This is a genomic window from Mycobacterium sp. SMC-21, from assembly GCF_045310825.1.
Lineage (GTDB): Bacteria > Actinomycetota > Actinomycetes > Mycobacteriales > Mycobacteriaceae > Mycobacterium.
On the sequence record NZ_JBJIAO010000006.1, the window covers coordinates 41,165 to 58,768 of the forward strand.

Consider the following 17,604-nt stretch of genomic DNA (forward strand, 5'->3'; position numbering starts at 1 on the left):
GCTTACGCGGTCGTCAGCTCCTGGCGGCTGCGCTCGACGGCGGCATGCTCGGGCGCCAGGTCCACACCACGGGTCAGGACGTAGTACGCCACGCCGGACACCGCCAGCCCGACGAGGAACGAGATATCCACTCCCCCAAGCATCTTGGCGACGGGCCCCTCATAGAAGTGCAGTGAGATGAACGGCACCATCGACACCATGCCGACGAGGTACGCCGCCAGTCCGCGCCATGACCACCGGCCGTAGATGCCGTCGGGCCGGAAGATGTCGACGATCGAATAGTGCCCGCGCCGAACGAAATAGAAGTCGACGAGGTTGACGGCCGTCCACGGGATCAGGAAGTACAGCATCAGCAGCACGAAGGTGTTGAACGACTCGAGATAACCCTCGGGCAGCGACAGCGCGACGATGAACGCGACGAACGACGTGAGCGCGATGCCGATCACCCGCAGGCGCACGGTCGGCGTGATGGGCCGGAAGGCGTCCAGGGCGCTCATGCTCGTCAGGCTGGCGCCGTAGGCGTTGACCGACATGATGGTCACCAGGGCGATCGACGCCACCACCACGGTGAAAGTGCCGAAGCCGGGCAGTAATTGGTTGCCGACGGTCTGGATCGAGACGATCGCGTCCGGCGTCGGCAGCGCCGATGCCAGCACCGCGCCGAGCGACATCAGCCACACCGACGAACCCGCGGCACCCAGATAGGTCCACCAGATGACGTGCTTGGCCGAGGTGTTCTCCGGCAGGTACCGCGAGTAGTCGGACACGTACACCGCATACGAGATCTGATATCCGGCCGCGGCGGCGAACTGCATCAGGAACACCGTCAGCGAGAACTTGCCGCCGTCGGGAACCGCGGCGTTCAGGTGCAGGGTCGACAACGCGTAGACGGTGAGGACACCGAACACCACGATCAGCAGGTACGTCAGCCACCGCTGCACGACCATCATCAGGTCGAAGCCGACGACGGCGATGACGATCGCCGCGACCATCAGCCCGAGATACCAGAGCCAGTTCGGGCCCGCGAAGACCGTCTTGAAGCCCGACGTGGCGAGGATCGTGTTGAAGACGTTGAAGCCGATGTACACGAAGACGACGGCGACGAACGGGACGAGCGCGCCCCGCGAGCCGAACTGCGCGCGCGACTGGATCATCTGCGGCAGGCCCATCGTGGGGCCCTGGTTGGCGTGGAAGCACATGAAGAGCGTCCCGAAGCAGGCGCCTGCGACCGCCGCGAGCACCGACCACCCGGCGGACAGGCCGTTGGCCGGCCCGAGGAAGCCCGTCACCATCGTGGTCAACACGAAGTTCCCGGTGAACCAGAACGGCGCCTGGTGGTGCACCTTGCCCCTGCGTTCGCCGGTCGGAATCCAGTCGATGGACCGGGTCTCGATTGCGCCTGCCATGGCATCCCCTTTGATGTGGCTCAGATCACTGGCCCTAGGGTAGGCATTTCCGACCGCCAAAGGCAACAATTGTTTCCTAGCTCACTCCACATGTTGACAGATGGGAGTGACGTACCGCACTCTGTTACGCGAGTCACAAATCTCGTGGCGCGCACTCCTCTCCACGGAGCTCCCCTTGGCCATCACCGAGGCCCCACGGCCAGGCATTCTGCGCGCCATGAGCGCACAAAAATCCGTCGACGACATCGTCGCCGCCAACGAAACACCCGACGGCCCGCACCTCAAGCGCTCGATGGGTTTCATCCATCTGACCGCCCTGTCCATCGGCGCGACGCTCGGCACCGGAATCTTCGTCATTCTCGGCGCCGCCGTCCCGAAAGCCGGCCCGGCCGTCCTGATCTCGTTCATCCTCGCCGCCGTCACCGCACTGTTCTCGGCGCTGTCGTACGCCGAACTGGCAGGCACCATCCCCGTCTCCGGCAGCTCCTACTCCTACGCCTACGCCACCCTCGGCGAATTCTGGGCCTGGGTGTGCGGCTGGTGTCTCATGCTCGAGTACGGCGTCTCGGTCGCTGCCGTGGCCGTCGGCTGGGGCGGCTACATCAACACCCTGCTCCACCAGTTGTTCGGCATCGAGCTTCCCGCCACCATCACCGGCGCGCCGGGCGAAGGCGGTGTCATCAACCTGCCCGCCATCACGATCGTGGTCCTCGCGTCGATCCTGCTGCTCAAGGGCGCGTCCGAGTCGGCCGCCGTCAACACCGCGATGGTGGTCCTCAAGTGCGTCGTGCTGGTGTTCTTCTGCGCCGTCGCCTTCACCGCGTTCAAGGCCGGCAACCTCACCCCGTTCATGCCCCTGGGTTTCCTCGGCGTCTCCGCCGCCGCCTCGCAGGTCTTCTTCTCCTACATCGGCTTCGATGCGGCATCCACCGCGGGCAACGAGGCCAAGGATCCGAAGCGGGACCTGCCGCGCGCCATCATGGCCTCACTGTTGATCGTCACGGTGCTGTACCTCGCCGTCGCGCTCGCCGCTCTCGGCGCGATGAGCTGGACCAAGTTCAGCGCCGACGAAGGCGCCACCCTGGCCGTTGCACTCAGCGGCATCACCACCAGCAACGTGCCGGCCATCATCCTGTCGATCGGTGCCGTCATCGCGATCGCCAGCGTCGTCCTCGCCGTCCAGTACGGGCAGACCCGCATCCTCTACACCATGGCCGTCGACGGCCTCGTGCCCGCGCTGTTCGCCAAGATCAACCCGCGGACCTTCGTGCCGACCTGGAACATCGTCATCTGCGGTGTCGTCGTGTCGCTGCTGGCCGGTTTCGTGTCGCTGGGTGAGCTGGCCAACGCCACCTCGATCGGCTGCCTCTTCGCCTTCGCGCTGGTCAACGTCGCCGTCATCATCCTGCGGCGCACACGCCCCGATCTGCACCGCACGTTCCGGCTGCGGCTCTTCCCCGTCGCACCGGTACTGGGATTCCTGTTCTGCTGTTACCTGATGTGGGCGCTGCCCATCGCGACGTGGATCGCGTTCGGCATCTGGGGTGCCCTCGGCCTGGCGGTCTACTTCGGCTACAGCATCCGCAGGTCCAAGCTGCGAGTGGACGCTGCGTAGATGATCACCGTCGGCATGTTCCAAGGTCCGCAGGAATCCGGGACCGTCGCCGAGAACCTCGCCGCCATCGCGGCGGCGGCACAGCAGGCCGCCGCCGGCTGCCAGATCATCGTCACACCGGAGATGTCGGCCACCGGCTACAACATCGGCGCCGAGATCGCCGCCCGCGCCGAACCCGCCGATGGCCCGATCTTCCAGGCAGTCCGGAAGATCGCGCGCGACAACGGAATCGCCGTCGTCTACGGGTATCCCGAGGCGGGACCGGAGAAGCCGTACAACAGCGTCCAGGTCGTCGGCCCGGACGGTGCAGCCCTCGCCAACTACCGCAAGACGCACCTGTACGGCTTCGACCGCGACCACTTCACCCCGGGTTCGCAGTGGGTCACACAGTTCGAACTCGACGGCGTCACCTGCGGACTGCTGATCTGCTACGACATCGAATTCCCCGAGAACGCGCGCGCCCACGCCGACGCCGGCACCCAGTGGCTCGTCGTGCCCACCGGACTCATGGAGCCGTGGAGTTTCGTTGCGACACACATCGTTCCGGCCCGCGCCTACGAGAGCCAGCTGTTCCTGTCGTACGTCAACCGCACGGGGTTCGAGAACGGCCTCGAGTACTGCGGACTGAGCTGCACCATCGCGCCCGACACGACCGAACTGAGTCGCGGTGGCCGCACCGAGGAACTCCTCGTCACCCACATCGATCCCGCCGCGGTGGCCGTGTCCCGCGCCGTCAACACCCATCTCGGCGATCGCCGCCGAGATCTCTACCAGGAGAACCAGACCCGATGACCGTCCCCCAGCCCATCGAAGAGACGCAGCTGTCGGAGACCGGACCACGGTCGTCCGACAAGCCGATCACCATGTTCGGTCCCGACTTCCCGTTCGCCTACGACGACTACGTGTCCTCCGCCGACGGCCTCGGTGAGATCCCGGCCGACCGGCACGGCACCGAGGTCGCGATCGTCGGCGCCGGCTGCGCCGGCATCACCGCCGCCTACGAGCTCATGAAGATGGGCCTGAAACCCGTTGTCTACGAGGCGGATCAGATCGGCGGCCGCATGCGGTCCATCCCCTTCGAGCAGGCCCCGGACGCGGTGGCCGAAATGGGATCGATGCGGTTCCCACCCACGTCCACGACGCTGTACCAGTACTTCGACAAGGTCGGCATCGAAACGTTCGAGTTCCCCAACCCGCTGTCGGCGGCGGCGCCCAGCACCGTCGTCGACCTCAAGGGCAAGACGTACTACGCCGAGCAACTCGCCGACCTGCCGCAGGCCTTCACCGACGTCGCCGACGCCTGGCGCCAGACGCTCGAGGACGGCGCCGACCTGCACGCGATCCAGAACGCCATCCGCGAGCGCGACACACAGGCCCTGAAGTCGGCGTGGGGCAAGCTCGTTCGCGAACTCGACGACGAGACGTTCTGGGGCTTCCTGACCAAGTCACACCACTTCAAGTCGTTCGAGTTGCGCGAGATCTTCGGCAAGGTCGGCTTCGGCACGGGCGGCTGGGACACCGACTACCCGAGCTCGATGCTCGAAATCCTGCGTGTGGTGCTCACCGAGGCCGACGACAACCACCGCGGCGTGGTCGGCGGTTCGCAGCAGCTGCCCCTGCGGTTGTGGAAGCGCTCCCCGCAGCGCCTCGCCCACTGGCCGGCCGGCACCACGCTCGAATCGCTGCACGGCGGCCGGACCCGAGGCGCCGTCACCGACATCCGGCGGACGTATCCCAACCGCTACACCATCACCGACGCCGACGGGGAGACCCGCACCTACGACGCCGTCATCGTCACCGCCCAATCGTGGATGCTGCTCAACAACATTCGCTGCGACGACGACCTGTTCCCGTCCAACGTGTGGTCGGCCATCGAGCAGACGCACTACATGGGTTCGTCGAAGGTGTTCGTGTTGGTCGACCGCCCGTTCTGGAAGGACAAGGACGCCCAGGGCCGCGACGTCATGTCGATGACACTGACCGACCGGATGAGCCGCGGCACCTATCTGCTCGATCAGGGACTCGACGCCGACGGCAACGAGAAGCCCGGCGTCATCTGCCTGTCGTACACGTGGGAGGACGACTCCCGGAAGATCGTGCCGCTGAGCGCAACCGAGCGCATGGACCTGATGCTCAAGTCGCTACAGGCCATCTACCCCGACGTCGACATCCGCAGCCACATCATCGAGACGCCCAAGACCGTGTCATGGGAAACCGAGCGCAACTTCATGGGTGCGTTCAAGGCGAACCTGCCGGGCCACTACCGCTACCAGGAGCTGCTGTACACGCACTTCATGCAGCGTGATCTCGACCCGCGGCATCGCGGCATCTACCTGGCGGGCGACGACATCTCGTGGACCGCGGGCTGGGCGGAAGGCGCGATCACCACGGCGCTCAACGCGGTGTGGGCCGTGATGGACCAGTTCGGCGGGTCGACGTCGCCGACGAACCCCGGCCCGGGCGACGTCTTCGACATGATCGCCCCGGTCCGGCTGACCGACGAAATCTAGGGCGCTGCGAAAGCGGCTGGGCCGCAGCGGGGTTCAGGCGATCTTGCGGCTGCGGTGATTCGGGCCGCCGCGGCTGCGCATGACCGCGCCGGACTGCACCAGCATGCTGTGCACCGACCCATAGGATTTTCCGGACGTGGCCACCAATGACCTGATACTGGCGCCGCTCTCGTAGGCGTTACGCAGCTGGGTCATCATCTGGTCGCGAGATGCCTTGGATTGCCTCATCGCCGGTCCCCTGACTCTCCCCCGGCGGTATACCGGGCTGACGGGAATCAGCGTAAGAACCGCAGTCGCTCGGCGCGGGCGATTCGGTGAATCAGGTCAGGCCAATTCGATGAGATCGCGGTAGGTGTCCGACCAGAAGTCCTCGGTGGCGTCCGGCAGCAGCAGCACGCGCTGCGGGTTGAGCGCCTCGGCCGCGCCCGGGTCGTGCGTCACGAGCACCACCGAACCGGCGTAACTGCGCAGCGCGTCGAGCACCTGCTCGCGCGACGCCGGGTCGAGGTTGTTGGTCGGCTCGTCGAGCAGCAGCACGTTGGCGGTCGAGGCGACCAGACCGGCCAGGGCCAGTCGGGTCTTCTCACCGCCGGACAGCGTCCCGGCCGGCTGATCCAGCTGCGGGCCGGTGAACATGAACGCGCCCAACAGGCCACGCAGATCCTGCTCGCCGGTGTCCGGGGCGGCGTGCCGGATGTTCTCCCACACCGTCGCCGCGTTGTCGAGGGTGTCGTGCTCCTGCGCGAAATAACCGATCTTGAGGCCGTAGCCGGGTTCGATACCGCCGGCGTCGGGCTTCTCGACACCGGCCAGCAGGCGCAGCAGCGTCGTCTTACCGGCACCGTTGAGGCCCAGGACGACGACGCGCGAACCCCGGTCGATCGCGAGGTCGACGCCGGTGAAGATCTCCAGCGAGCCGTAGGTCTTGGTCAGGCCCTTGACGATCAGCGGGGTCTTGCCGCACGGCGCCGGCGTCGGGAACTTGATCTTGGCGACCTTGTCGGCCACCCGCTCGGCGTCGAGCTCGGCGATCATGCGCTCGGCACGGCGCAACATGTTCTGTGCCGCAACAGCTTTCGTGGCCTTCGCGCCCATCTTGGCGGCCTGCGCGCGCAACGCGCTGGCCTTCTTCTCGGCGTTCGCGCGCTCGCGGCGGCGGCGCTGCTCGTCGGTCGCGCGGGCATCGAGGTACTTCTGCCAGCCCATGTTGTAGACGTCGGCCTCGCCGCGCACGGCGTCGAGGAACCACACCCGGTTCACCACGTCGGCGAGCAGTTCGACGTCGTGGCTGATCACCACGAGGCCCCCGGTGTGGCTCTGCAGGAACGTGCGCAGCCAGCCGATGGAGTCGGCGTCGAGGTGGTTGGTCGGCTCGTCGAGCAGGAGCGTGGTGTTGGAGCCGGAGCCCTCGGACGCCGCGAACAGGATGCGGGCCAGTTCGATACGGCGGCGCTGTCCACCGGACAGGGTGCGCAGCGGCTGCGTCAGCACCCGGTCGGGCAGGCCCAGGCTGGCGCAGATGCGGCCGGCGTCACTCTCGGCGGCGTACCCACCGAGGGCCGAAAACCGTTCCTCCAGAACACCGTAGCGACGCACCGCCTTGTCGCGGGCAGCGTCGTCGACGACCTCGGCCATGATGGCCTGCTGCTTCTCCAGGTCGGCCAGCAGCGTGTCCAGGCCGCGGGCCGAGAGCACCCGGTCGCGGGCCAGGACGTCCAGATCGCCTTCCTTCGGATCTTGCGGCAGGTAACCGATTTCACCGATCCGCTCGACCGTTCCCGCGTAGGGCTGGCCTTCGCCGGCCAGGATGCGCAGCGTCGTGGTCTTGCCGGCACCGTTGCGGCCGACCAGACCGATGCGGTCGCCCGGCTGGATGCGCAGCACGGAACCTTCGAAGGACAGCAGCGTGCGCGCTCCGGCGCGGACCTCCAGGTCCGTTGCGGTGATCACGCTGCTGCCTCCTTAGGTGTGCCGGGCGCTCCGGGCCGGCTTATTTGTCGTCTGTGAAGACCGCGGGTCGTTTCTCGGCGCGCGCGGCAACCGCCTCTTCGAAGTTGGCGGTGAGCAGTCGGATGAAGAGCTGACCCAGGCCTTCGGCCTGCATATGGCTCTCCAGACTACCGGCGTCCAGTCCACTCCAGAGAGTCCGCTTGGTCAATTCAATTCCCGGGCGGGAGAACGAACCGATGCGCTCGGCCATGTCGAAGCAGGTTTGCAGGAGCTGATCGTCGGCGACGGTCCGCGACACCAGACCGATCCGCTCGGCCTCCGCCGAGTCGATATCCCGGCCGGTGAGCATCACCTCGAACGCCCGCGACGTGCCGATGGCCCGCGGCAGCAGATAGGACAGGCCCAGTTCGCTGGCCGTCAGACCGTTGTTGATGCCCGCGGCCCGGAAGTAGGCACCTTCGCCGGCGACACGGATGTCGCACGCCAGCGCCAGGCACAGGCCGCCGCCGATCGCTGCCCCGTTGACGGCCGCGATGACGGGTTGATGCAGCTTACGCAGGGCGAGGATGACGTCGTCGAGCACTTCCATGGAGCGCAACGCGAACGTCGGCCGGGTCAGCCCCGCGACGTGCGGCACCGCGCCCGCCGACTTGTGGTCGGCGCCGGAGGAGAACCCACGGCCGGCCCCGGTCAGGACGACAGCGCGCACGTCGTTGTCGTTGGTGATCTCGTCGAGCGCCGCCTTGAGCGGGACCATGACGTCGAAGGCCATGGAGTTCATCCGCTCGGGGCGGTTGAGGGTGACCAGTGCGACGCCGGGGCGCGGACGGTCGACGACTACCAGTGGGTTCTGTTCGCTCACGTCCTGCACGCTAGCGGGTGCGCAATGTCACACCCGCCGGCAGTGCTAGGCGTCGGTGGCGTCACCCTTTTCCGCCATCGCGGCGTCGATGTCGAATTCCTTGATCTGGCTGATGACCTCGTCGAGCTGGTTGGCCGCCAGCATGCCCGAGTGCCGGAACACGAGCTGGCCCTTCTTGAACGCCATCAGGGTCGGGATGGCCTGGATCTCGGCGGCGGAGGCCAGCGCCTGCTCGGCCTCGGTGTCGACCTTGGCGTGGAAGACGTCGGGGTGCTTGTCCGACGATGCGGTGAACGTCGGGGCGAACGCCCGGCACGGCCCGCACCATGACGCCCAGAAGTCCACCAGCACGATGTCGTTGTCGCTGATGATGCCGTTGAATTCGGCGGCGGTGATGTCCTTGGTGCTCACGCTTCTCCCAACATTGCGGTGTACCTGCTTGTTCCCGGTATCTGGTCGGCTCAATCCTGGTCTGGTCAGCTCAATCGCGCCAGCGCAGTGGCCGCGTCGTAGCCATTGAACCCGTCCAGGGTTCCGCTGCGCAGGCGGTTGACCCAACCGGGGTCGGCCAGCAGGGCCCGGCCGATCGCGACCATGTCGAACTCACCCGCGTCGAACTGCTCCACCAGCTGATCCACCGGCCCCGGCTCGATGACCTGGCCCGGCTTCTCGGACCGGAATGCGGTCTGCAGGCCGACCGAACCGACCGTGATGACGGGCGTCCCGGTGACCTTCTTGGTCCAGCCGGCCAGCGTCAGCGCGGGGTCGGCGTCGGGGAAGGCCGGCACATAGTGGCGGCGCGTCGACGGATGCAGCGCATCGACACCGGCATCGACCAACGGCGCCAGCAGTTCCTGCAACTGAATCGGGTCGTCGACGAGCGTCGCGTTGTAGTCGGTGCCCTTCCACTGCGAGAAGCGGTAGATGATCGGGTAGTCCGGGCCGACTGCGGCCCGCACCGCGGCAACCACCTCGGCGGGGAACCGCGTGCGGTTCTGGACCGAACCGCCGTACTCGTCGGTGCGCAGATTCGTTCTGGTCCACAGGAATTGGTCGAGCAGGTAGCCGTGGGCACCATGCAGCTCGACGGCGTCGAAGCCGACCTCCTTGGCGTTGCGGGCCGCCTCGGCGAACCACTGCGCGACGGCGGGGAGCTCGTCGGCATCCAGCGCGCGCCCGATCTGCTCGCCGTGGCCGTTGACGCCCGACGGACTGACCGGTGCCACCCCGTCGCGGTCGCCACGCTCGGCGCCCTGGTGCCACAGCTGGGCGGCGATGGTCGCGCCGTGGCGGTGCACCGCGCTCGTGACGTTGCGCCAGCCGTCGAGCGCCTCGGCGCCCACGAGCGTCGGGATGTCCGGCGAGCCGGCTGCCGACGGGTCACCCACCCGCACGCCTTCGGTGATGATCAGGCCCACGCCGCCGGCGGCCCGACGCGCGTAGTACTCCGCCACGTCGGGCCCCGGGACACCTCCGGGCGACGCCTGCCTGGTCATGGGTGCCATCGCGAACCGGTTGGGCACGGTCAGGTTCCGCAGGGCCAGTGGGGCGAAGAGTCCAGATGCATCGACGGTCATGAGCCTATGCAACACCGCGCCGGCTCAACCGATTCCGGCGGCGCCCGGCTGGCGGTCACTCATCGGCCGTCAGGCCGACGACGGCAAGTCCTGTGCGCGGCGGGCTTCGAACCGCCAGATCGCCTGGTGCAGCGCGTCGGCGTGCCAGCCGGCCGCGTCCGCGACTGCGGCGAGGAGCCCTGCCGTGTCGACCGGGCCGCCATCAGCAACCTCGCGCGCGACGTATCCCGCGACCGTCGGATCGGTGCCCGGCAGTTCCGCCAGCATCAGCAGGAAGCGCCAGGTGAAGCCCGACCGTTGCCCGGGCACCGCGCACCACGCCCGCTTGGCCGCCTTCGCCCGCTCCGGGTCCGCGGCGACGACCCGTAGGTCCTCGGTGGTGCCGATCCCCAGTGCGACGAAGGCCTGCGCCACTTGTGTCAGCGCCACCGATCGCAGCGGTGCGTCTTTCCTCGTGGACGTCGGCCGCCGGTTACCGATCTGGGCGGCCCACTGCTCCGGACCACCCAGTGCCTCGACATTGGCGAGCAGTTCGGCTGCGCCGTCGGTGTCGGCGTCACCGCCTTGCCCGGCCCGGTAACTGCGGTACCGCTCGACGATGGTGTCGACGGTGAGGTGCCGGGCGCCCGGTGCATAGATCGCGTCAATGATGCAGAGCGCCAATGAATTCGGATAGCCGACGGGCGTCGGCCAGCCGGCCGGGTCCCCGAGATCGCGTTCGCACGCGGCCCGCAGTCGTTCGATGTCAGCGTTCATCGTGTTGCCTCCTGTCGCAACGGACCGGTGTGGTCCTGTTGCGCTGGAAGCTAGAGAAGGGCTCCGACAAGAACGCCGCGTGCAGGTGTCGGAATCGGGAGTTATCCACAGGGCCGACGACTTCCCAAGCGTGGATATGTAGGGAATCCCCTTATTTGCCCGGCAGTCTCGCGGCCCTAGCGTCGATGTCATGAGCCGACTGGAAGGGGCCGACATGTTCGACGGTGTATTCATCCGGCGTTGCGGCAGCATGGCATTCACGTTGATCGGCGCCTTCGGCACGGCGGGCGTCGCGTGGGCGCCACCTGCCGCCGCCGACGTGGTCGAGGAGTACGTGAGGGGCTACTGTTCGCCGCCGAACGGTCAGGACTGCAATGCCCGGCCGTCGATCCATTTCGACGCCCACATCGCCGAGAAGGTGCTGGCATCGTTCAACAACGACGCCAACGGCTGTTCGGACATCGTCGTGCGCTTCTATCTCGATGGTCGCCAGATCGCTGCCCCGGCCATCGCGCGGCCCGGCAGCACGGTCACCGCTCCGCCGGCCTACACCAAGACGGCCGGTGGCCACGAGCTGAGTGTCAGCGCCACCGGCATCAAGGGTGGCTGCAACACCGGCACGTTGGAGGCGTTCGGCGGCACGTTGTCCGCCAACGTCATCGAACTGCGGCAGTGAGTGCGCGCCGCGGAATCAGACGGTGAAGCCCAGAGCCCGGAGCTGTTCGCGACCGTCGTCGGTGATCTTGTCCGGGCCCCACGGCGGGTTCCACACCCAGTTCAGCTTGAGGTCGCTGACCAGGCCGGCGCCGACCAGGGCGGTCCGGGACTGGTCCTCGATCACGTCGGTCAACGGACAGGCGGCCGACGTCAGCGTCATGTCCAGCTTCACGACGGTGCCTTCGTCGCCCTCTTCGAGGGTCATGCCGTAGACGAGCCCGAGGTCGACGACGTTGATGCCGAGCTCAGGGTCGACGACGTCGCGCATGGCCTCCTCGACGGCGTCGAGCAGTTCGGGGTCGTCGACCACGTTGGCCGCGGTGGCGGCTTCGGGTGTGCCTTCAGTCATCGCTTGTCCTCCGCAATTGCGCCGGCGGATGCCAGCGCCGTGTCTTTGGCGCTCGCCTCGGCGAGCGCGGCTTTGAACGCGGTCCAGCCCAGCAGCGCGCATTTCACGCGTGCCGGGTACTTGGCGACACCGGCGAACGCGATGCCGTCACCCAACACATCTTCGTCCCCCTCGACGTTGCCGCGGGAGGAAATCATCTCGGTGAACGCGCCGACGGTCTTGAGCGCTTCGTCCACGGTCTGGCCGATCACCTGATCGGTGAGCACCGACGTCGACGCCTGGCTGATCGAGCAGCCCTGGCCGTCGTACGAGATGTCGGCGATGGTCTCGCCGTCGTCGGACAGTGTCACCCGCAGCGTCACCTCGTCACCACACGTCGGGTTGACGTGGTGCACCTGCGCGCCGAACGGCTCACGCAGCCCGCGGTGATGCGGGTGCTTGTAGTGGTCCAGGATCACTTCCTGGTACATCTGTTCCATTCTCATGCAAAGAACTCCACAGCGCGTTTGACGCCCGCGACCAGCCGGTCCACCTCGTCGAGCGTGTTGTAGACGGCGAACGACGCCCGGGCCGTCGCGGCGATACCGAACCGCCGGTGCAGTGGCGCCGCGCAGTGATGCCCAACCCGGACCGCGATGCCCTCGTCATCCAGAATCTGGCCGACGTCGTGGGCATGTACACCGTCGAGCACGAAGCTCACCGGAGACCCGCGATGCTCGGTGGTGGTCGGCCCGATGATCCGCACCTGCGGAATCTGGGTCAGCCCATCCAACGTGGCGGCCACCAGCTCGGCTTCGTGCGCCTCGACAGCGGCCATCCCGATGGCATCGAGATACCGTGCGGCAGCGGCCAATCCGACCACCTGCGACGTCATCGGCGTACCGGCCTCGAAGCGCTGCGGCGCGGCCGCATAGGTCGCCGACTCCATCGTGACGGTCTCGATCATGGATCCGCCCGTGAGGAACGGCGGCAGCGCGTTGAGCAGCGCACGGCGCCCGTACAGCACACCGATCCCGGTGGGCCCCAACATCTTGTGACCAGAGAAGGCCGCGAAGTCGACGTCGAGCGCGTGGAAGTCGACGGGCTGGTGCGGCACCGACTGGCAGGCGTCCAGCACCGTCAGCGCACCGACAGCCTTGGCCCGACGCACGATCTCCGCGACCGGCGCGACGGCACCCGTGACGTTCGAATGATGGGTGAAGGCAACCACTTTCACCCGGTCATCGAGCTGCAGCGAATCGAGGTCGATGCGGCCGTCATCGGTCACCGAATACCAGCGCAGTTCCGCGCCGGTCCGGCGGGCCAGCTCCTGCCACGGGATCAGGTTGGCGTGGTGCTCCAGCTCCGTGGTGACGATGACGTCCCCCGGCCCGACCACGCGGTCGAACCGGTTGTCCCCCACCGCATACGACACCAGGTTCAGGGCCTCGGTGGCGTTCTTGGTGAAGACGAGCTCGTCGTCGTCGGCACCGACGAACGCCGCGATGTCGGCACGGCCCTGTTCGTAGGCGTCGGTCGACTCCTCCATCAGCTGGTGCGCACCGCGGTGCACCGCGCCGTTGGAGGTGGTCAGGAACTCCCGCTCGGCATCGAGCACCTGCAGCGGCTTCTGCGACGTGGCCCCGGAATCCAGGTACGCCAACGTGTTTCCGCCGCGCATCACCCGACTCAGGATCGGGAAGTCGGCCCTGATCCTGGTCAGGTCGAGGTCGACTGACGCTGTCATGGGAATCAGGCTCCGGCGGCCGCGGCCTGCGTGTAGCGCTCGTAGCCGTTCTCTTCGAGCTCGTCGGCCAGCTCCGGACCACCGGAGGTGATGATGCGGCCGTCGAAGAAGACGTGCACGAACTGCGGACGGATGTAGCGCAGGATGCGGGTGTAGTGCGTGATCAGCAGGACGCCGCCGTGCTCGGCCTCGGCGTACCGGTTGACGCCCTCGGACACGACGCGCAGTGCGTCGACGTCCAGGCCCGAGTCGGTCTCGTCGAGGATGGCGATCTTCGGCTTCAGCAGGCCCAGCTGCAGGATTTCGTGGCGCTTCTTCTCACCACCGGAGAAGCCCTCGTTGACGCTGCGCTCGCCGAACGCCGGGTCGATGTCCAGCTCCGACATGGCGGTCTTGACCTCTTTGACCCAGTGGCGCAGCTTGGGGGCCTCGCCACGGACCGCGGTCGCCGCGGTGCGCAGGAAGTTCGACATCGAGACGCCGGGCACCTCGACGGGGTACTGCATGGCCAGGAAGAGGCCGGCGCGCGCACGCTCGTCGACGCTCATCTCCAGCACGTCCTCGCCGTCCAGGGTGATGGAGCCCGAGGTGACGGTGTACTTGGGGTGGCCGGCGATGGCGTACGACAGCGTCGACTTGCCAGAACCGTTGGGGCCCATGACCGCGTGGGTCTCGCCCGACTTCACCGTCAGGTTGACGCCCTTGAGGATCGGCACATCGGCGCCGTCCGGCGTGGTGACCGAGACGTGCAGGTCCTTGATTTCCAGTGTGGTCATGAGTTGTTGCGTCCTTCAGTCAGTTCAAGTTCGTGTTCGATGGCGGCGGTGAGGCGTTCGCGGACTTCCGGCACGGCGATCTTCTGGATGATCTCGCCGAAGAAGCCCCGGACCACCAGGCGGCGGGCCTGGTCCTCGGGAATGCCGCGGGCCTGCAGGTAGAACAGCTGCTCGTCGTCGAAACGTCCGGTGGCACTGGCGTGTCCGGCGCCGACGATCTCGCCGGTCTCGATCTCGAGGTTGGGCACCGAGTCGGCGCGGGCACCGTCGGTGAGCACCAGGTTGCGGTTCACCTCGAAGGTGTCGGTGCCGGTGGCCGCGGCCCGGATCAGCACGTCGCCGATCCACACGGTGTGGGCGTCGGCCTTCTTCGAGTCCGGATCCCCTTGCAGCGCACCCTTGTACAGCACGTTCGAGCGGCAGTTGGGCACCGCGTGGTCGACCAGCAGGCGCGACTCGAAGTGCTGACCCTCGTCGGCGAAGTACAGGCCGAGCATCTCGGCGTCACCGCCGGGGCCCAGGTAACGGGTCCGCGAGGTCAGCCGCACGACGTCACCGCCGAGCGTGACGGCGACGTGCCGCAGCACGGCGTCCTTGCCCAGCGTGGCGTGGTGGGTGCTGACGTTCACCGCGTCGTCGGCCCAGTCGGCGATCGACACGACGGTCAGCCGCGCCGCGTCACCGACGACGAATTCGATGTTGTCGGCGTAGGTTCCGCTGCCGCTCTGGTCGATGACCACGACGGCCTCGCCGAGCTCGGCGACCCGCAGCTGCAGGTGGCCGTACGCGGTCTTGCCCTCACCGGGGCCGGCGATGGCGATCTCGATGGGCTCGGCGACCTGGACGTCGCGACCGACCGACACGATGGTCGCCTCGGTGAACGACGAATATGCCTGCGCGGCAACGCGGTCCGCGGGCACGCCGCCCTGGCCCAGGCGCTCGTCGTCGCGGCCGACGGTCTCGACGGTGACACCGTCGCGCTCCGAAACCTCGACGCGCGCAGCGCCGGTGGCGACAGCGGAGCCGTCGTGCAGGCCGTGCAGACGCTTCAGCGGCGTGAACCGCCACAGCTCGTCACGGCCGCCCGGGACCTCGAAAGCGTTGACGTCGTAGGACGTGAACAGCTCACCCTTGTTGGCGACGATGCCTTCCGTCGCCTCAGTCAGATTCGAACTCACTAGCCGACAGCACCTTCCATCTGCAGCTCGATCAGCCGGTTGAGCTCGAGCGCGTATTCCATTGGCAGTTCCTTGGCGATGGGCTCGACGAAGCCGCGCACCACCATCGCCATGGCCTCGTCCTCGGTCAGGCCGCGGCTCATCAGATAGAACATCTGGTCCTCGCTGACCTTCGAGACCGTGGCCTCGTGACCCATCGTGACGTCGTCCTCACGGATGTCGACGTACGGGTAGGTGTCCGAGCGGCTCACGTTGTCGACAAGCAGCGCATCGCATTTCACGCTCGACTTGGAGCCGTGCGCGCCCTTGTTGACCTGGATCAGGCCACGGTACGACGAGCGGCCGCCACCGCGGGCCACCGACTTGGACACGATGTTGCTCGACGTGTTCGGCGCCAGGTGCACCATCTTGGCGCCGGTGTCCTGGTGCTGGCCTTCGCCCGCGAACGCCACCGAGAGCACCTCGCCCTTGGCGTGCTCGCCGGTCATCCAGACCGCCGGGTACTTCATGGTGACCTTGGAACCGATGTTGCCGTCGATCCACTCCATGGTCGCGCCGGCCTCGGCGCGGGCCCGCTTGGTGACCAGGTTGTAGACGTTGTTCGACCAGTTCTGGATGGTCGTGTACCGAACGCGCGCACCGGGTTTCACCACGATCTCGACGACGGCCGAGTGCAGCGAGTCCGACTTGTAGATCGGCGCGGTACAACCCTCCACGTAGTGCACGTAGGAGCCTTCGTCGGCGATGATCAGCGTCCGCTCGAACTGGCCCATGTTCTCGGTGTTGATGCGGAAGTAGGCCTGCAGCGGGATGTCGACGTGCACGCCCGGCGGCACGTAGATGAACGAGCCACCCGACCACACGGCCGAGTTCAGCGCGGAGAACTTGTTGTCACCGGCCGGGATCACGGTGCCGAAGTACTGCTTGAACAGGTCCGGGTGCTCGCGCAGGCCCGAGTCGGTGTCCAGGAAGATGACGCCCTGCGCCTCGAGGTCCTCGCGGATCTGGTGGTACACGACCTCGGACTCGTACTGTGCGGCGACACCGGCGACCAGGCGCTGCTTCTCGGCCTCCGGGATGCCCAGGCGGTCGTAGGTGTTCTTGATGTCCTCGGGCAGGTCCTCCCAGGACGCGGCCTGCTTCTCGGTGGACCGCACGAAGTACTTGATGTTGTCGAAGTCGATGCCCTCGAGGTCACTGCCCCAGCGCGGCATCGGCTTCTTGTCGAAGATGTGCAGCGCCTTGAGCCGGAAGTCGAGCATCCACTCCGGCTCGTTCTTCTTCGACGAGATGTCGCGGACGACAGCCTCGTTCAACCCACGGGTCGCGGCGGCGCCTGCGGCATCACTGTCTGCCCAGCCGTAGCCGTACGTGCCCAGGGAGGCAATGGTCTCCTCCTGGGTCAGCTGTTCCGGGGTGGTCGTCATTGCGACACTCCTTCTTCTTGGGTCGCGGGGTGGATCGAGTGGACTGCGTTCTCGGGGATGACGGGAACGTGCGTCGTACATGCACAGTCGCCGTTGACGATGGTGGCCAGGCGCTGGACGTGCGTGCCGAGGACCTCGGCGAACGCTTCACGCTCGGCGTCGCACAGTTCGGGGAACTCCTCGGCGACGTGCGAGACCGGGCAGTGGTGCTGGCAGATCTGCACCCCGCCGATCGGCCCCGTCACCGGGGTTGTCGTGGTGGCGTAACCGGCCTTGGTCAGCGCCGCGGCCACCTGGTCCGCGGTGTCGGTGACATCGTCGGTGGCGGTCACGCCGGACAGGATCGAGTCGATACGACGACGCGCGAAGGTGCGGATGGCGTCGTCACCGCCGATTTCGCGCAGCTGGCGCATGGCGGCCGCGGCGAGGTCGTCGTAGGTGTGGCCGAGCTTGGCGCGCCCGGCGGCGGTCAGCCGGTAGCGCTTGGCGGGACGACCACGCCCGTTGTGCTGCCATGCGGCCGCGGCACTGGACTCGGCGTCGCCGGCCTCGATGAGAGCGTCGAGATGACGCCGCACACCAGCGGCGGAGATGCCGAGCTGCTCGCCGATCTGGGTCGCGGTGACCGCGCCTTCCAGCAGCAACTGCACGATGGCCGAACGGGTGTGACCATCGGAAACAGCCGTCGCCGACGCCACCGCGGTCGCGGTGCCGACAGCTTCGGGAGCTCCGGACGGTAATTTCACAACACCATT

At 67.3% G+C, this 17,604-nt stretch carries 18 protein-coding genes; 4 read left to right on the top strand and 14 right to left on the bottom strand.

The features are described from left to right. Positions 1-2: 2 nt before the first annotated feature. Positions 3-1,406 carry a purine-cytosine permease family protein gene (locus tag ACJH6H_RS08605; protein WP_406774663.1) on the bottom strand — a complete coding sequence of 468 codons (1,404 nt, stop codon included), beginning with the start codon at positions 1,404-1,406 and terminating at the stop codon, positions 3-5. Between the two features lie 217 nt (positions 1,407-1,623). Between ACJH6H_RS08605 and ACJH6H_RS08610 the strand changes: the two genes are divergently transcribed. From ACJH6H_RS08610 to ACJH6H_RS08620, 3 genes are read left to right on the top strand one after another with little or no spacing between them, the layout of a single operon-like run. Then, positions 1,624-3,021 (top strand): amino acid permease, encoded by a 1,398-nt coding sequence (locus ACJH6H_RS08610; RefSeq protein ID WP_318984591.1) that lies wholly within the window; start codon positions 1,624-1,626, stop codon positions 3,019-3,021. Continuing rightward, positions 3,022-3,813, top strand: a complete 792-nt coding sequence (locus ACJH6H_RS08615) for a carbon-nitrogen hydrolase family protein (protein WP_406774664.1) — start codon at positions 3,022-3,024, stop codon at positions 3,811-3,813. It begins immediately after the preceding gene. Then, entirely contained in the window at positions 3,810-5,531 is a 1,722-nt protein-coding gene (locus ACJH6H_RS08620) for a flavin monoamine oxidase family protein (RefSeq protein ID WP_406774665.1), read from the top strand. The genes ACJH6H_RS08615 and ACJH6H_RS08620 overlap by 4 nt, the downstream gene beginning before the upstream one ends. A 33-nt stretch (positions 5,532-5,564) precedes the next feature. Here ACJH6H_RS08620 and ACJH6H_RS08625 read toward each other — a convergent pair whose 3' ends face one another. The 6 genes from ACJH6H_RS08625 to ACJH6H_RS08650 all read right to left on the bottom strand — a co-directional run bounded on the left by ACJH6H_RS08625 (position 5,565) and on the right by ACJH6H_RS08650 (position 10,676). Further along, positions 5,565-5,759 carry a helix-turn-helix domain-containing protein gene (locus ACJH6H_RS08625; protein ID WP_029105025.1) on the bottom strand — a complete coding sequence of 65 codons (195 nt, stop codon included), beginning with the start codon at positions 5,757-5,759 and terminating at the stop codon, positions 5,565-5,567. 96 nt (positions 5,760-5,855) lie between these two features. Continuing rightward, positions 5,856-7,481 carry an ABC-F family ATP-binding cassette domain-containing protein gene (locus ACJH6H_RS08630; protein WP_406774666.1) on the bottom strand — a complete coding sequence of 542 codons (1,626 nt, stop codon included), beginning with the start codon at positions 7,479-7,481 and terminating at the stop codon, positions 5,856-5,858. A 40-nt stretch (positions 7,482-7,521) separates the two neighbouring features. Continuing rightward, complete coding sequence (locus ACJH6H_RS08635; RefSeq protein ID WP_406774667.1) at positions 7,522-8,352, bottom strand: enoyl-CoA hydratase; 831 nt, start codon at positions 8,350-8,352, stop codon at positions 7,522-7,524. Positions 8,353-8,388: 36 nt separating this feature from the next. Beyond that, positions 8,389-8,754: a thioredoxin gene (gene trxA, locus ACJH6H_RS08640; protein WP_318984587.1), complete on the bottom strand. Its 366-nt coding sequence runs from the start codon at positions 8,752-8,754 to the stop codon at positions 8,389-8,391. A gap of 65 nt (positions 8,755-8,819) precedes the next feature. Beyond that, positions 8,820-9,920, bottom strand: coding sequence for an NADH:flavin oxidoreductase (locus ACJH6H_RS08645; protein ID WP_406774668.1), 1,101 nt, complete (start codon positions 9,918-9,920; stop codon positions 8,820-8,822). A gap of 69 nt (positions 9,921-9,989) precedes the next feature. Then, on the bottom strand, positions 9,990-10,676 hold the full coding sequence (locus ACJH6H_RS08650; protein WP_406774669.1) for a heme peroxidase: 687 nt from the start codon (positions 10,674-10,676) through the stop codon (positions 9,990-9,992). Between the two features lie 190 nt (positions 10,677-10,866). Between ACJH6H_RS08650 and ACJH6H_RS08655 the strand changes: the two genes are divergently transcribed. Next, complete coding sequence (locus tag ACJH6H_RS08655; RefSeq protein ID WP_406774670.1) at positions 10,867-11,352, top strand: hypothetical protein; 486 nt, start codon at positions 10,867-10,869, stop codon at positions 11,350-11,352. Positions 11,353-11,367: 15 nt separating this feature from the next. Here ACJH6H_RS08655 and ACJH6H_RS08660 read toward each other — a convergent pair whose 3' ends face one another. The 7 genes from ACJH6H_RS08660 to ACJH6H_RS08690 are packed head-to-tail and all read right to left on the bottom strand — an operon-like array spanning position 11,368 to position 17,595. Beyond that, positions 11,368-11,742 carry a metal-sulfur cluster assembly factor gene (locus tag ACJH6H_RS08660; RefSeq protein ID WP_406774671.1) on the bottom strand — a complete coding sequence of 125 codons (375 nt, stop codon included), beginning with the start codon at positions 11,740-11,742 and terminating at the stop codon, positions 11,368-11,370. After that, positions 11,739-12,227: a Fe-S cluster assembly sulfur transfer protein SufU gene (gene sufU, locus ACJH6H_RS08665; protein WP_318984581.1), complete on the bottom strand. Its 489-nt coding sequence runs from the start codon at positions 12,225-12,227 to the stop codon at positions 11,739-11,741. The genes ACJH6H_RS08660 and sufU overlap by 4 nt, the downstream gene beginning before the upstream one ends. Further along, the gene (locus tag ACJH6H_RS08670) at positions 12,224-13,468 is read right to left on the bottom strand and encodes a cysteine desulfurase (protein ID WP_406774672.1); all 1,245 of its coding nucleotides are present in this window, start codon (positions 13,466-13,468) and stop codon (positions 12,224-12,226) included. The genes sufU and ACJH6H_RS08670 overlap by 4 nt, the downstream gene beginning before the upstream one ends. Before the next feature lie 5 nt (positions 13,469-13,473). Then, on the bottom strand, positions 13,474-14,244 hold the full coding sequence (gene sufC / locus ACJH6H_RS08675) for a Fe-S cluster assembly ATPase SufC (RefSeq protein WP_406774673.1): 771 nt from the start codon (positions 14,242-14,244) through the stop codon (positions 13,474-13,476). Next, positions 14,241-15,422 (bottom strand): Fe-S cluster assembly protein SufD, encoded by a 1,182-nt coding sequence (gene sufD, locus ACJH6H_RS08680; protein ID WP_406774674.1) that lies wholly within the window; start codon positions 15,420-15,422, stop codon positions 14,241-14,243. The genes sufC and sufD overlap by 4 nt, the downstream gene beginning before the upstream one ends. Beyond that, entirely contained in the window at positions 15,422-16,849 is a 1,428-nt protein-coding gene (sufB, locus tag ACJH6H_RS08685) for a Fe-S cluster assembly protein SufB (protein WP_318984578.1), read from the bottom strand. Before sufB ends, sufD begins: the two co-directional genes overlap by 1 nt. Further along, positions 16,846-17,595 carry a metalloregulator ArsR/SmtB family transcription factor gene (locus ACJH6H_RS08690; RefSeq protein ID WP_318984577.1) on the bottom strand — a complete coding sequence of 250 codons (750 nt, stop codon included), beginning with the start codon at positions 17,593-17,595 and terminating at the stop codon, positions 16,846-16,848. Before ACJH6H_RS08690 ends, sufB begins: the two co-directional genes overlap by 4 nt. Positions 17,596-17,604: the final 9 nt, after the last annotated feature.